The following is a 14,807-nucleotide window of genomic DNA, read 5'->3' as shown; positions in this document are numbered from 1 at the left end:
TAAAAGCATAAAAAAACCCGGCACGATGGCCGGGAAGCAGTTGAACAATACTCAAGATTAACCACTAATAACGCACCATGACAGATTTTAATTCGGTGTAATACTCAATAAAGGCACTGCCAAACTCGCGGCCAATACCTGAAGATTTAATACCACCAAATGGTACCGCAGGGTCAAGGAAGGTATGCATATTCACCCAGACTGTGCCCGCTTCAATACGTGAAATCATTCGCATCGCCTTGCTGAGGTCATTTGTCCACACGCTAGCTGCTAAACCGAATGGCGTGCTATTCATCATCTCAATAAGTTGTTCTTCATCATCGTAACTTAAGAAGGTGCCGACAGGACCAAAGGTTTCTTCCTTCATCAACGCATCTTCTGGGCTATTCGCTCGGATGATTGTAGGTGGAACAAAATACCCTGCTCCTGCAATAGGCTGACCACCATAAATAATTTCGCTGCCATCTTGGCGTGCTTTCTCAAACAAGCTGAGAATTTTTTCATAGTGGGCTTTGTTGGCAAGCGGGCCCATTTCCGTTGTTTCGTCTAATGGAGAACCAATTTTTATCGCAGATAAACGGGTTTTAAGCTCAGCCAACACCTCATCCATTAATTTGGATGGAATGTAAAAACGCTCTGCCGCCGCACAGATTTGCCCTTGGTTTAGGTAACCCGCTTCGATAATGCCATTAACGATTTTTTCGACAGGTAAATCGGCCAAGAATGCCGCACCGTTTTTACCCCCCAGCTCTAAGGTCACACGGGTTAATTTTCCTTCCATCGCTGTGCGCCCTACCGCCAGCCCAGTCGGTACAGACCCCGTAAAGGTCACTTTAGAACATAATGGATGTTGAATAAGTGCAGGCCCCACTTCACGACCACCACCATTGACGATATTAATCACACCGTCTGGGATCCCTGCTTCTTTCGCTAATTCCACCACGCGTAACATGGTCAGTGGCGTAAACTCGCTCGGCTTTAATACAATCGTACAACCACAGGTTAATGCAGCCGCCAATTTCCAAATAGAAATCATGATGGAGAAATTCCATGGAATGATCCCTGCAACTACCCCAACAGGCTCACGCTGCGTAAACGCAGAATACTTTTCACCGTTAAATGATGGCAGTGACACATTTAACGTTTCACCGCTAATTTTTGTTGCCCAACCTGCGAAATAGCGTAAAAACTGCGCCGCTGAACCTACTTCAAGGAAACGTGAAAGTTGGATAGTCTTCCCTGAACATAAGGTTTCGAGCTGCGCGAGTTCTTCAAGGTGCTTCTCAAGTAAATCCGCAAGGCGGTTTAGGCAGTTACCCCGTTCCATTGGCGTGGTATTTGCCCAAACACCTTTGAATGCCGCGTGTGCCGCATTCATTGCTGCATCCACTTCCGCTAATGTCCCTTCTTTGACTTTAGCGATAATTTGTTCTGTGGCTGGATTGACGACGTTAAAAAAAGTCTCGCCTTTGCCAGAAACCGGCAACCCATTGATAAAATGCCCATGTTGACGTTTCAGAAATTCGCTGACTTCAGGTAATAGGGTTAACTCACTCATCGCAATCACTCCACTAAATAGAAATTAATTAAGCATTCACACAAGCTAGGTAGTGCTTAACGAAACGTGGGGCATCAATTTCCCATAAAACTTCAGTACCTTTCGCTGCAAACCATGTATCACCTTTATGGTATTCAACGGTCACACCCGTTTTGACATCGGTTAATTTAACTGAGCCTTCATGCACTGTTGCCATTTCATCAAATGGATAAACCATCTTAAACTTGCCTGTTGTGCACGCAAAAATACCGCAAGTCAGGTTATCAGTTGGCTCACCGTGCACCATAGCCACGCTTGCTTGTGGATCGCCCTCGACTACCACAGAGCCTAAGTTTGTTACGCTACCAATGTTCAGCAGTTCTGGAAGTGGTTTATTCAGCAGTAATGGACTAATCATGATGTTTACCTTTAATCGATTTCAATAAAATAATTAAACTGATACGAATTAGCGGCGACCCTGCCAGTAACCCGATGTTTGGTGCATGATTTTTGCAAGTGAAACAATCACATTGCGCATGCTGTCTTTACCAATAATATTCGCGTGAGGAATCGAACTCATTAAGTCATAACGGTGAGAACCTTCCACCATTCCTTCGGCCAATACCTTGCACACAATTTGGCTTGGCGTGACACCAAAACCTGAGTAACCCTGCGCATAAAACACATTTTTATGTTGAGGCAACGAACCTATTTGCGGGAAAAGATTCGCGCTACAGGCCATTGGCCCACCCCATGCTAATTCGATTTTGACATCTTTTAGGTAAGGGAAGACTTTCAACATTAAATTACGATTCCACGCTTTTAAATCAGACGGAATGTACTCAAGAAAATGCGTTGAACTACCGAATAACAAACGGTTTTCGTTGGTCACACGGTAATAATCAATCACAGGGCGAATATCACTATAAGCGCCGCGAATTGGGCTGATTTGCTCAATTAACTCGTCAGACAGCTCTTCTGTCATTAACTGATAGGCATAGGTGTTAATGGTTTTTGGGTAAATCGTTGGCTCAAGGCCATTTAAGAATGAGTCACATGCCCACAGCATTTTCTGGGCTTTCACGGTGCCCATCGCGGTTCTGACTTTGATGGTATTACCATACTCAACATTCAAAACTTGGCTATTTTCAAAAATTTTAGCGCCATAAATTTCGCTAACCGCTTTCGCCTCACCCAATAACAGATTCAGCGAGTGTACATGCCCACCACCCATATGTTTGATACCACAGGTATAAGCATCTGAACCGATAATCTGTTTTAGCTCAGAGCCGCTGTAAAATTCAATTTCCTCATCGGGGTCAACCGATTTGAAATCTTTCAGCCAGCTACGCAGTGTTTTTTCTTGGCGAGCGTTGCTCCCTAAATAAGCATATCCACGGCAAAAGTCCGCATCAATATCATATTTAGCAATGCGCTCACGCATAATTCCAGCACCCATATTGCTGAGCTTAAAGATGGTTTCTAGTCCTTCAGGACCCACATATTTTTTGATTGCATCAATGTCATGGCCAATTCCTGCCATCACTTGACCACCATTGCGCCCAGAACCACCGTAACCGAGGTAACGTCCTTCCAAAATAGCGATATTGGTAATCCCTTTCTCGCACAATTCAAGCGCGGTATGGATACCTGAAAATCCTCCCCCAATGATCACAACATCTACATCAAGGTCTTCTTTCAATATTGGAAAGCGTAAGTCGTATTTTTTAGTCGCTGAGTAATAAGTTAATGATTCTACTTGGTTATTCATAATGGATACCCTGTTTAGTATCTTGCAATACCTCGATTATCTTAACCTTACATTAACAATTACATAGCCCTTTAGGGACATTCGAAACATTAAGTTAACATTTGTGAGCCAAGTAGAATATTTAAATAAAAATAAAATTTTAATAAATTATTGTTTGTTATTTATATTCAATAAATTAAGTAAACATTTCGATATTAACAATATTTTGTACGTTTTTTTAACAAAAATGAATGGAGTATAAAAAAAAATGAAAAAATCCGTAATTACATGATTAATAACATAATTAATATTACTTATTATTCTAGCTATATTTACACTCACCTAACACAATCACTGGGTAATTCGATTCATTAATAAATTAAACAATTCCGCTTGTGAATTAATATTCAATTTTTGATAGATGTTTTTACGATGATTTTTGACGGTACCAAGACTAATGAAAAGTGACTCGGCAATTTGAGGAGATCCCTTACCTTCAAGAATCAACTCCACCACTTCACACTCCCTTGGCGTTAAACCGAAACGTGTTTGCCTATCTGCCATTTGATAATGGCTCGATACCGCATTGGGGGAGACCTCTTTATGCAATCGGGCCATACTACAAATAATTTCAAACGCTTCTTTTAATGGGGCTTGCGTGTATTTTTCAGAGAAAAATGGCCTATCTTCATTACCGAAAAATATGCCCAACTGCCTGTCCGCAGAAATTTCCAATAGCAATCCTGCCTCATCACACCAACCTGTTTTACGGTAAAAATTAAGGTAATAATCCGTATGATAAAAACCTTTAGGCGCTAACTCTTTCAAGGTAAGAACTTTAGAAGTCCCCCCTTTTTGGATCTCTTGATAAAACGGATCCATTAAATAAGCGCCGCGTTGATAGATTCGGTTCACACTGTCGCTATTTCGCCTTTCAACCTTGGACAAAAAGCGAGGAGGAGTTCCTTTCTCAAAGGAATAGACTATCGCATTATCAAAAGCGATAAAGGACGATAACCATGATAATAAATTAGGGTAAAACTGGTTAGTTGTAATAGAATCAATTACATCCGGTAATTTGGTAAGATAATTATCCATTTCGCCCCCAAGTTTATTAACTTATTAATGAATTAAATTTGGCTCGCAAATGCATTAGCCCAAAAGGATATAAAAAACACATTATTTGCCTAAGCTCAAACCACTTGTTATTAATATGTTAATCAAATCACAGTATCGTCCAAAAGTATTAATATTTTGTTACTAAATATTTGATGTGGGATAAGCAAACCAGAAGCGGATCACATGAAACTCTCTCATAATTTATTAGTCTAATAATTAATAAAAATGGCTTTATACAAGGAGATACGATGCCTTTACACAAAATTATTTTGGATTGTGACCCTGGGCATGATGATGCCATGGCTATTTTATTAGCCCTAGGTAATCCGAATGTAGAATTGCTAGCGGTCACGACGGTTGTGGGAAATCAAACCCTAGAAAAAGTCACTCACAATGCACGTGCTATCCTAGAGTTTGCAGGCGCTAAACATATTCCGATTGCTGCGGGTTGCCCACGCCCTTTAGTTCGGGCTATTCAGAATGCCGCTGAAGTACACGGGATTAGTGGCTTAGATGGTACCCACCTCCCAGAACCTACATTACCCCTTGATAAGCGCCATGCTGTTGACTTGATTATTGATACCCTTAAATCGCATCCCGCGAAAACGATCACTTTAGTGCCAATCGGTGGCTTAACAAATATTGCCCTTGCAGTGAGAAAAGCCCCTGAAATTGTTGAGTTAGTAAAAGAGGTCGTACTCATGGGGGGCGGGTATCATACGGGGAATCGCTCCGCTGTTGCCGAATTCAATATCGCCATTGATCCAGAAGCGGCCCATATTGTTTTTAACGAAAAATGGCCATTAACAATGGTTGGACTGGATTTAACTCACCAAGCAAAACCAACAGATGCCATCATGGCTGAAATTGCCGCACTCAATACACCGATTAGCCGGTTTGTCGTTGAATCATTGAATTACTACACGGCGGGATATCGCCAACGTAACGGCTACAGCGACCATGCGCCAGTACATGACCCGTGTGCCGTTGCCTATGTTATTGACCCATCAATGATAGAAACGTGCAAAGCCCCTGTTGATATTGAACTTCAAGGGACATTAACGCTTGGGATGACAGTAACCGATTTTCGTGCTCAAGCCCCCGCGGATTGCCATACACAAGTGGCAACGAAGCTTAATAATCAACGATTATGGGAAATGTTTATTAATGCACTAAAGCAATTAGGTAAATAATAAAAAGGTAGCTTATCCGACTGAATAAGCTACCCATTTAAACGATTAGGCTTTTAAGATATCTTTTAATTTCGTATAGCGTCTAATTAAGCGCCATTTTAATTTTACCGTTGTCGCATGGTTCCACACAATTTCCCAATACCCTTTATCGAAAAATTGCTGCACCATTTCTTTGCGAATTTCAGGGGATTTAATTGCAAGTAAGGCTTGAACAACCCCTAATCCCTCTTTACCTACTTGCCAAATGCATGCAGGCGCTTGTTTGACTTGCTCTGGATAACGCTGGTAAATCGCTAACAACATATCAATAATTTTTAAATAAGTATTAATCTTACGCACCGACCGCTCATCACCACTCAATGAATGAGAAACAGATTGGTTATGGATCAGGTAGCGATAGTATTGCTCATTAATAAACTGCACGCGCTTTGCAACCAGTAAAACTTCCGTTGTCCACGGAATATCTTGGTGGTGTAGCTTCGGCTCAAAGAAAAAGTTATGTTGACGTAACATATCTAAACGGTACAAATTCAGCCAAGTTACATGTAGAAACTTACGGGAACTCAGCCCTTTTTCTAGCCATTCAGGGCCACTAATTACCCCTGTAGAAGGCACCTTATTTGGCGGAAAAATCGCTTTTGGTGCATCACCATTCGTATAAACATAGGTACCATTACAAGTTGCAACGTCCAAGTCACCCGCTAATGCGATTTCTAACAACCTGCCATACATTTTGGGACTAATTTCATCATCAATATCAGGAAAGGTAATGTACTTCCCTGTTGCTTCAACCATTCCAGTATTACGTGCAACTGATACGCCTTGGTTTTCTTGAGACAATATTTTCAACTGACTGAATTTATCCTCATACTCTTTGATAATTCCTTCGCTATTATCCTTAGAGCCATCATTAACCACAATGAGCTCCCAGTTTTCTAAATTTTGTGCTAACAGACTGTCAAAGAATTGAGGTAAAAATTTTTCACCATTATAAACCGCAACAACAATACTCAAAACTGGCTGAGAAGACATGAATTAACCCTATACCAATCAATTTAAAATTACTAACCCAAGGCAACATTGCTAAAGACAACAAATGGAAACTCATTTTCAGAGTTTGCAGAAATTCACTAGTTAGAAAAGAAAAAAGTGCTTTGGTTCCATTGTCATAAAAATTTCATAATCAAATAATACTGGAGATAAGTAATAAATGCGTTATTTAAAACTTAAATAAGTTATTAAGTGAGAATGAACTTATTATCACTTAACCAGCCTAATAAACATTAACAACATCTTAAACAAACTTAATAGAGGGTTTGCGGTGGCAGGAAGTAGCTTACTAACATTACTGGATGATATTGCAGCTGTACTTGATGATGTTGCAGTGATGACGAAAATGGCTGCAAAAAAAACCTCTGGGGTTTTAGGGGATGACCTTGCTTTGAATGCTCAACAAGTGACGGGTGTTCGCGCTGAACGGGAAATTCCTGTTGTTTGGTCCGTTGCTAAAGGCTCATTTATCAATAAATTAATTTTAGTTCCTCTGGCTTTATTGATCAGCGCATTTATTCCTTGGGCTATCACGCCGTTATTAATGTTAGGTGGCGCTTACCTATGCTTTGAAGGCGCAGAAAAAATAGCCCATAATATTTTTCATTCCGATGAAAAAATAGCCGTACAAGTGCACCCCCTATCCGAAGATAAACTGGCTGAATTTGAAAAAGAAAAAATCAAAGGCGCTATCCGCACTGATTTTATTTTATCCGCCGAAATTATTGCGATTACATTAGGTATAGTATCTACCACCACATTAGTTAACCAGTTTGCAGTTCTGTCTCTTATTGCCATTATCATGACCATTGGCGTCTATGGACTCGTTGCTGGGATTGTTAAACTTGATGACTTAGGGTTTTATCTCCAAAAGAAAACCTCTACGCTATTACAAAAACTAGGTAATGGCCTTATTTATGTAACGCCCTATTTGATGAAGACACTTTCCGTTGTCGGTACTGCTGCCATGTTTATGGTTGGAGGCGGGATTATCACACATGGCATTCACTACTTCTCTGATTGGATTGAAGAATTATCTTTTACTGCCCTATTAACCCCTGTCATTGGTAGTACTATGCAATTTATCCTACCAACAATAATTAACTTATTCTTTGGCTTCATCATAGGCATGTGTCTTGTCATGCTCTTCGCTTTGATCAAGAAAATTAAAAAATTCTAATATCAAAAATAGAATAGTGCGTTTTATTCACATTATTCTATTTTCTTACTCGCTCACTCGATGAAATAAAAAATACCTTTAGTCAATTTTTTATTATTTCATTGTCTTTTACATCATCGATATATAATTAAATACATATCGAAGATTTCAAATTTTGAGTATTTACGATATATCCTGCACCCATTTTTTTACAGGATAAAAATATTCAGTCTGATCTAAATCAAAAGAAACTCATCTTTAATTTACGTTATAATACGTAATCAGAGTAAGAAAAACAGCAAACAAATATAATTTTAACCTTATCTATCAATACATAAGATTATATTTAAGTTTTTATACTCTCTTTTGAAAGCACTGTATGCTGAGTAAATCTCTTTAAGTTAATACTAAAGTAGTATATTTAATAAAGTTGTCTTTATGAACAATAGAGCCAACCTAACCTTAAAGCTGGCTTCATTATGGATTTTTGAGGACCCCAAAATGCCGACTCTGTATCGTCGATTTTCGATAATAAACCAAGTCATTGGCCTCATGCTACTGATTGCAATACTTGGTATTATTGGTATGACGATTTCCAATCGTATGATCATCAGCGTGCAAGGTAATGCGCACGCAATCAATAAGTCTGGCTCATTACGCATGCAAAGCTACCGATTGCTTTCATTGGTTCCTCTTAATCAACAAAATCAACACTATCTTGACGCTCTAGAAAAAGATTTGCTAAGTCCTGAACTCACGCAAGTTGTTAAAGTTGAAAGTTTAACACCACAATTTAATGAGCTTCTCAATTTTTGGCTACAAATATTACGCCCTGCATTAATGGATGCTAACACGCCAAATGACGCAAGATACGAAGTCATATCTTTCGTTAATAAACTAGATGAGTTGGTTCATAATATTGATGAAAAGACTGAAAGAAAAATAGCTTATGTCGCCATGACACAACTTATTTTCATTAGTTTAGTATTTTTGCTGTTAATGGGCACTATATGGCACTTACGTCGAAAAATTTACTACCCATGGATGAAATTACTGTCCATGGTGACGGCTATTGGGCAAAAGGATTTCAGCCAGCGCTATCCCAAAAATAACCGGCAAGATGAATTAAATGCACTGGGTGAAACGCTAAATCAGATGTCTGAAGAACTCGCACAAAGCTATCATCAGCTAGAAGAGCGTGTTGCAGAAAAAACAGCCGATCTAACAACTAAAAACCGAGTGCTTTCCTATTTATACCAGTCTAATCAAATACTTCACTCATCTGAACCACTTTACTTAAGGCTGCAAAAAGTTCTTATTGAGCTGAAGAATATTACCATATTAAACAATCTGGCTTTACGGTTATACGAAGATAACAATGAAGCCTATTTTCATGAAATCAATTGCCAATCAATAGGGTTACACGACGAACTACCGCAGCTAAATGAAAGACAAGATAGCCCATCCGAAAATCAAAAACTGCTGACTATACAGTGGGAATTATCAGACAATATGCATCGTTATGGCGTCATTATTGGTGAAATAGAGCACGGTCAAGCCTTATCTGATGAGCAAAATAACCTAGTCTCTGTACTGGTAAAGCAAATATCTGGCATGTTAGCGATGGAGCACCAAATTGAACAACAACAACAGTTGTTAATTATGGATGAACGCTCTGCCATTGCACGTGAGCTGCATGACTCAATTGCCCAATCGCTATCTTGCTTAAAAATGCAAATTAGCTACCTACAACTACAGCCTGAGCCATTACCCGAAAAACCACAGCAATTATTAACTGAGATGCGCAGTGAAATTAATACGGCTTACAGTCAGTTGAGAGAGCTTTTAACCACATTTAGGTTAAAACTAACGGAACCAGGGCTGCTCCCATCCCTAGAAAGTACGATTAGTGAATTCAATGAACGAATGGGCTATACGATTAAGTTGCACTATGATATCCCTGCGAAAAGTATCTCGCCACATCAATCAATTCATATTATACAGATAATCCGAGAAGCCCTAAGTAACATTTTAAAACACGCAAATGCAAGCTGGGCTGAAGTCTCCTTAACGCAAAATTCAGGCATTATTTGTATTAAAGTTACCGATGATGGTGGTGGAATTACATCAAATGCCGATAAACTTAATCACTATGGCCTAATTATTATGAGAGAAAGAGCCCTCAGCCTTAATGGTGAATGTCTTATTATTCCCAGAACTCAAGGCGGAACCGAAGTTAAGGTTACTTTCCCTTTATCTGAAGCTTAATACACCGGAGAAAATCATCTATGGAAAATACAAATACAATGAATGATAAATCAACCATTCTACTTATTGATGATCATCCGATGCTGAGAAATGGAGTCAAACAACTGATTAGTTTAGAACCTTCATTACAAGTTATCGGTGAAGCGGGCGATGGAAAGGCTGGAATTCAAATTGCAGAAGAACAAGACCCTGACCTCATCCTACTCGATCTAAATATGCCAGGAATGAATGGTTTTGAAACACTTGATGAGCTAAGAAAAAGAGAGCTGTCGGGTCGAATTATCCTCTTTACTGTCTCAAATTATAGTGATGATTTAGTGAATGCTTTAAAGCGTGGTGCAGATGGCTATTTATTAAAAGATATGGAACCAGAAGAACTGATTGTTGCACTCAAAGAAGCTGCAAGTGGGAAGTTAGTTGTCAGCCCTACCCTCACATCCGTTCTTGCCGAATCTTTACGTGATAATCCGACCCATGATGAAAATAATATAGCAACACTAACACCACGGGAGGCGGATATCTTAGAACTTATTGCACAAGGTCTTTCTAATAAAATGATTGCACGCAAGCTAGATATTGCAGAAAGCACAGTAAAAGTTCATGTAAAACACTTACTTAAAAAGCTAAATTTAAAATCTCGTGTTGAAGCTGCCGTTTGGGTTTTACAACAAAAGTAGATAATGGGAATGGCAGTATCAATAATGATATAGCTGCCATTTTTATCAAAAAAGTAAGTTCGCAAAGGTGCAATAAGTATCTTAAATAAATAGCTCAAATCTACAATTTTATTTTTTTTATTATAATAGACTGCTGCAATAACTTTAATGATGGAAATATAACAAGATGGAAGACGATTTAATTTTAGTTAATGAAAATGATGTTGCTATAGGTACTATGCCTAAATTACTCGCACACCAGCTCGGGCGCTTACATCGTGCATTTTCCATCTTCATTTTTAATGAACAGAATGAGCTCTTAATTCAACAAAGAGCTGCTCATAAATACCACTCTGCTGGCCAGTGGGCTAATACATGTTGCAGCCATCCAAAACCAAATGAAAAAACACTTGATGCAGCTGAGCGAAGACTTCAAGAAGAACTGGGCTTTACTACACCACTAACCCATGTAGGCTCTCTTCTCTATCGAGAAGATGTAAATGGCGGATTAATTGAACATGAATATGACCACCTATATATTGGTCACTACGATAAAATAGTCTCGCCCAATATAGAAGAAGTCATGTCCGTCCGTTGGGTTAGTATTTCTAAACTTATTAATGAAGTTAACCAACAACCGGAGATTTTTACGCCTTGGTTTAAAGAAATTCTAAATAAGTACCCATCATTAAATTTCAATACAAATTAAATAACAGCTCGATGATTATATTTTATAATTAAAAATATAGTCATTTATCAATTTTAGTTCTTTCGAAAGTGACTTATCTTCGCCATTTAAATCAATATATTCACATATCTCACGATAAATATCTTCTGTTTTTGAAGATAATAGATAAGAGGGCTCCTTTTCTTTTCTTAAATTAATTGCTTGCACAACACATAAAAATACTATCGAAATTAACTCATACCCATATATTAATTGGCTTTGTAATTTTTCAGCAACGAGTTGCGCATTCGTAGCTGTATCTTCAACACCTCCTGCGACAGGAAAATAATCTAATGAAACAGGCATTGCTAGATTTTTAATTCTCATTGCTAAAGCAACTGCAGGTTTTTCAATAGCACCAAGTGCATGAAATGCAGTCGCATTACCTAAAAATCGAGTTAGTTGTGTAAAATAAGGGTCATTGAGTTTTACTATCTGCTGCATGCTTGCTAAAGCATGATGAGCAACTGCCAAACTTAATTTTTCGATAGCTAAGACCCAAGGTAATGTTTCAAAGTTCCCACTGGGGAGTACCACCTTATAACGATAATTCTCAGCCAAATTATTATGCACACTCTCAGTAAGCACACATGGATTATCATTTGATCCATTTACTTGAATGAGAAGCTGTGCTTTCGCTTGTTCATAACTTAAGTGTAACTCCGCAAGTCGAAATACCCCGCAACGATAACTTAATGGATCTTGTAAATGTCGTTCATCGTCATAAGACTCCAATGTAGAGCCTGCTAATAAACCTCTAAGCTTTGCGCCCATAGCAATTACCTCAGGGTAAGCTGAAGCATTCAAAACCTGTTGATTTAAAGGTGAGATATTACCATTTAAGGCTTGAAGATTTAAACAATATAGTAATTCACTTATCTTTATGTAATGCGCTGTTTTTAATAACGCAACTACTGCTATAGCAGCAGAATAAGCATTTGAACATAATAAAGAGAGTGAATCTTTTGCCCAAGGCTCTATGGGTGTAATACCAGTAAATTGAAGTGCCTTTAAAGACGGCATTGTTTTACCTTGATAAATGACCTCACCTTCTCCTAGCATTGCAAGCCCTATATGGCTCAGTATTGTAATATCGCCTTCACCAATAGAACCAATACTTGGTATAAAAGGAATGATATTTTTGTTAAGCAATTCAACGTAAGTATTCACTACTCTAGGTTGAACTCCACTATAGCCATTCAGCAACATGTTAATATGAATTCCCATGACAGCCCTAGCTAAACCGCTATCTATAGACTTACCTATACCTACAGAATGTGCACGTATTAGTTTTTTGTTAAAAATCGTTGATTTTTCAATTAATTCCTTAGTAAAACCTCCATTTAATTTTATATATTCCATGTCTTTATTTAAGCCAACCCCTACGGTTAAACCATATATTTTTGCGCCCTTTTCCGCTTCTGATATTAATATTTTATGGCTTTTCTCTAATTTCTCCATTACTGCACAACTCACAGCAATATCTTCACCATTCATAATTAGTTCCACATCATGAAAGCTCATATTTTTTCCATTTAATAAAACCATACCTCCCCCTTTAAAAATAAATAAAGTGATAATAAAAAAACCGTCTTTCTCATTTATTTATATTAAACACCAAATTTTTTCATCTTTAAACTTTAACTAACAGTCATTATTAATTAGGAGAGAACAATAATTATAATGAAATAATTTTATTGAATTTAAAAACCCTCAATAAATATAGTGAGTAACTAACAGCTAAACTTCTAATTATTTAATTTTATTTTTCACGACCACCATAACATAGGCCAATGGTGCTTATATGTAGCTATAATTAATACAACAACAGGTGATAGCATATAAAAATTCAAGCAAGATGAGGAGTGTGATAATACAAGTTAATTTTATAGCAATCCATTGATTAACTAGAATTTCCCATTCTCCTACCGCAAGACTTAACGAAAAAACAAACCAAGCTAAGTACCACTCTTTATTATCAAGTACGTTTAAATTATAAAAGTGCCATAAACAGATAAGTTAGTTGCTGAGTGGATTATTGATTAACAATAACAAGAAGTGGCATAAATACAGAAGACGATTTTCGATGAGAAAAGGGAGGATAATGGAAGCTAACATGATGAAAACCGTGATCCCCCGTTAATTGCTTAGCTGATTATTATTTGATGACAAAAAAGAGCTCTAGATAAATAAGTTAGTTGCCAAGTGGACTACTGATTACCTTATCATTAACTGACAAGGGACTTTATCGCTTCACCTTCAGGCCTTACCAATGCTAAAAAGACAGCGCCCACAACAAGAATACCCGCTAATCTTTATCATCCTCACTTACGCAACTGCAGTACCATAAACAGATAAGTTAGTTACTAAGTGGATTATTGATTAACTACAACAAGAAGTGGCATAAAGGCAGAGGACGATTTTGGGTAGGAAAAGGAACTATGGTGGAAGTTAACATAATGAAAATCGTGATCCCCCGTTAATTGCTTAGCTGATTATTATTTGATGACAAAAAAGAGCTCTAGATAAATAAGTTAGTTGCCAAGTGGACTACTGATTACCTTATCATTAACTGACAAGGAACTTTATCGCTTCACCTTCAGGCCTTACCAATGCTAAAAAGGCAGCACCCACAACAAGAATACCCGCTAATCTTTACCAGCCTCACTTACGCAACTACAGTGCCATAAACAGATAAATTAGTTGCTAAGTGGATCATTGATGAGCAATAACAAGGTGTCGCATAAATACTGGGGTGATTTCGGATGAGAAAAGGAACTACAATAAGGGCTAATATGATGAAAATTGGCGTAACATACCCGTGAGTTACTGAGTGCAGCATTGATTAGCAATAGCATTAATACAAAGAACAGTTACTAGCTGAATGACTCATCACGAGAAGTCACTAGCGGCGTCAACAAAGAAATACCCACTCGCCATCATCCTATTCACCTAATGACTTAATTGCTGAGTTGACTACTGATTGCCTTATCACCTTTAACGATAAGTGGGTCATTGATTAACTTATGGCTTTTGAGCCGCTTCCTCTTTCAGCCATAAAAATAATGGGCAGAGTAAACCAAGCGAAGCACCACTATTCATTCTCAAGTACGTTTAAATTACAAAAGTGCCATAAACAGATAGGTTAGTTGCTAAGTGGATCATTGATTAACTTATGGCATTTGAGCCGCTTCCTCTTTCAGCCATAAAAAATAATGGGCAGGGTTAACAAAACGAAGCACACCACCGTAAATTGCGCCATTTCCCGTTTCCCCAAACGCAAAAAAGCCACCCATTGGGTGGCTTTCTCACTAATTTAATGTCTGGCAGTTCCCTACTCTCACATGG

The 14,807-nt window shown here is 38.2% G+C and carries 12 protein-coding genes; 5 read left to right on the top strand and 7 right to left on the bottom strand.

Going from position 1 to position 14,807, the window contains the following annotated elements:
- Window positions 1-64: 64 nt before the first annotated feature.
- The 4 genes from AC4IFT_RS03030 to AC4IFT_RS03015 all read right to left on the bottom strand — a co-directional run bounded on the left by AC4IFT_RS03030 (window position 65) and on the right by AC4IFT_RS03015 (window position 4,385).
- Window positions 65-1,558 (bottom strand): aldehyde dehydrogenase family protein, encoded by a 1,494-nt coding sequence (locus AC4IFT_RS03030; protein WP_490731537.1) that lies wholly within the window; start codon window positions 1,556-1,558, stop codon window positions 65-67.
- Window positions 1,559-1,586: 28 nt separating this feature from the next.
- Complete coding sequence (locus tag AC4IFT_RS03025; RefSeq protein WP_353244298.1) at window positions 1,587-1,955, bottom strand: cupin domain-containing protein; 369 nt, start codon at window positions 1,953-1,955, stop codon at window positions 1,587-1,589.
- Between the two features lie 48 nt (window positions 1,956-2,003).
- Entirely contained in the window at window positions 2,004-3,308 is a 1,305-nt protein-coding gene (locus AC4IFT_RS03020; protein WP_490731534.1) for an NAD(P)/FAD-dependent oxidoreductase, read from the bottom strand.
- Window positions 3,309-3,638: 330 nt separating this feature from the next.
- Entirely contained in the window at window positions 3,639-4,385 is a 747-nt protein-coding gene (locus AC4IFT_RS03015) for a helix-turn-helix transcriptional regulator (protein ID WP_490750607.1), read from the bottom strand.
- 269 nt (window positions 4,386-4,654) lie between these two features.
- On the opposite strand from AC4IFT_RS03015, the gene uriH reads away from it, so the two are divergent.
- Window positions 4,655-5,599, top strand: a complete 945-nt coding sequence (uriH, locus tag AC4IFT_RS03010) for a uridine-preferring nucleoside hydrolase UriH (RefSeq protein ID WP_490731530.1) — start codon at window positions 4,655-4,657, stop codon at window positions 5,597-5,599.
- A 45-nt stretch (window positions 5,600-5,644) separates the two neighbouring features.
- Here uriH and AC4IFT_RS03005 read toward each other — a convergent pair whose 3' ends face one another.
- A complete protein-coding gene (locus tag AC4IFT_RS03005; RefSeq protein WP_490731528.1) occupies window positions 5,645-6,631 on the bottom strand; it encodes a glycosyltransferase in 987 nt (328 codons plus the stop codon).
- 289 nt (window positions 6,632-6,920) lie between these two features.
- On the opposite strand from AC4IFT_RS03005, the gene AC4IFT_RS03000 reads away from it, so the two are divergent.
- The 4 genes from AC4IFT_RS03000 (at window position 6,921) to idi (ending at window position 11,441) form a co-directional block, all read left to right on the top strand.
- Window positions 6,921-7,829: a DUF808 domain-containing protein gene (locus AC4IFT_RS03000; protein WP_490731526.1), complete on the top strand. Its 909-nt coding sequence runs from the start codon at window positions 6,921-6,923 to the stop codon at window positions 7,827-7,829.
- A 480-nt stretch (window positions 7,830-8,309) separates the two neighbouring features.
- Window positions 8,310-10,076: a nitrate/nitrite two-component system sensor histidine kinase NarX gene (narX, locus tag AC4IFT_RS02995; RefSeq protein WP_490750606.1), complete on the top strand. Its 1,767-nt coding sequence runs from the start codon at window positions 8,310-8,312 to the stop codon at window positions 10,074-10,076.
- A gap of 20 nt (window positions 10,077-10,096) precedes the next feature.
- The gene (gene narL / locus AC4IFT_RS02990) at window positions 10,097-10,753 is read left to right on the top strand and encodes a two-component system response regulator NarL (protein WP_490731522.1); all 657 of its coding nucleotides are present in this window, start codon (window positions 10,097-10,099) and stop codon (window positions 10,751-10,753) included.
- Between the two features lie 166 nt (window positions 10,754-10,919).
- Window positions 10,920-11,441 carry an isopentenyl-diphosphate Delta-isomerase gene (idi, locus tag AC4IFT_RS02985; protein WP_490750605.1) on the top strand — a complete coding sequence of 174 codons (522 nt, stop codon included), beginning with the start codon at window positions 10,920-10,922 and terminating at the stop codon, window positions 11,439-11,441.
- A 15-nt stretch (window positions 11,442-11,456) separates the two neighbouring features.
- Here the strand turns inward: idi and AC4IFT_RS02980 are convergent, their stop codons facing one another.
- A complete protein-coding gene (locus tag AC4IFT_RS02980) occupies window positions 11,457-13,007 on the bottom strand; it encodes an aromatic amino acid lyase (RefSeq protein WP_490750604.1) in 1,551 nt (516 codons plus the stop codon).
- Window positions 13,008-14,632: 1,625 nt separating this feature from the next.
- On the bottom strand, window positions 14,633-14,755 hold the full coding sequence (locus tag AC4IFT_RS02975) for a hypothetical protein (RefSeq protein ID WP_490750603.1): 123 nt from the start codon (window positions 14,753-14,755) through the stop codon (window positions 14,633-14,635).
- Between the last annotated feature and the right edge of the window lie 52 nt (window positions 14,756-14,807).

The sequence above is a fragment of the Providencia sp. UF-183 genome (assembly GCF_058246155.1).
Note: the sequence above shows the minus strand (reverse complement) of the source record. Positions and strands in the feature narration are given on the sequence as shown.

Excerpts from the sequence above, each read along its gene's own strand:
- AC4IFT_RS03030 (WP_490731537.1), bottom strand. The coding sequence starts at position 1,558 with ATGAGTGAGTTAACCCTATTACCTGAAGTCAGCGAATTTCTGAAACGT.
- AC4IFT_RS03025 (WP_353244298.1), bottom strand. The coding sequence starts at position 1,955 with ATGATTAGTCCATTACTGCTGAATAAACCACTTCCAGAACTGCTGAAC.
- AC4IFT_RS03020 (WP_490731534.1), bottom strand. The coding sequence starts at position 3,308 with ATGAATAACCAAGTAGAATCATTAACTTATTACTCAGCGACTAAAAAA.
- AC4IFT_RS03015 (WP_490750607.1), bottom strand. The coding sequence starts at position 4,385 with ATGGATAATTATCTTACCAAATTACCGGATGTAATTGATTCTATTACA.
- uriH (WP_490731530.1), top strand. The coding sequence starts at position 4,655 with ATGCCTTTACACAAAATTATTTTGGATTGTGACCCTGGGCATGATGAT.
- AC4IFT_RS03005 (WP_490731528.1), bottom strand. The coding sequence starts at position 6,631 with ATGTCTTCTCAGCCAGTTTTGAGTATTGTTGTTGCGGTTTATAATGGT.
- narX (WP_490750606.1), top strand. The coding sequence starts at position 8,310 with ATGCCGACTCTGTATCGTCGATTTTCGATAATAAACCAAGTCATTGGC.
- narL (WP_490731522.1), top strand. The coding sequence starts at position 10,097 with ATGGAAAATACAAATACAATGAATGATAAATCAACCATTCTACTTATT.
- idi (WP_490750605.1), top strand. The coding sequence starts at position 10,920 with ATGGAAGACGATTTAATTTTAGTTAATGAAAATGATGTTGCTATAGGT.
- AC4IFT_RS02980 (WP_490750604.1), bottom strand. The coding sequence starts at position 13,007 with ATGGTTTTATTAAATGGAAAAAATATGAGCTTTCATGATGTGGAACTA.
- AC4IFT_RS02975 (WP_490750603.1), bottom strand. The coding sequence starts at position 14,755 with ATGGGTGGCTTTTTTGCGTTTGGGGAAACGGGAAATGGCGCAATTTAC.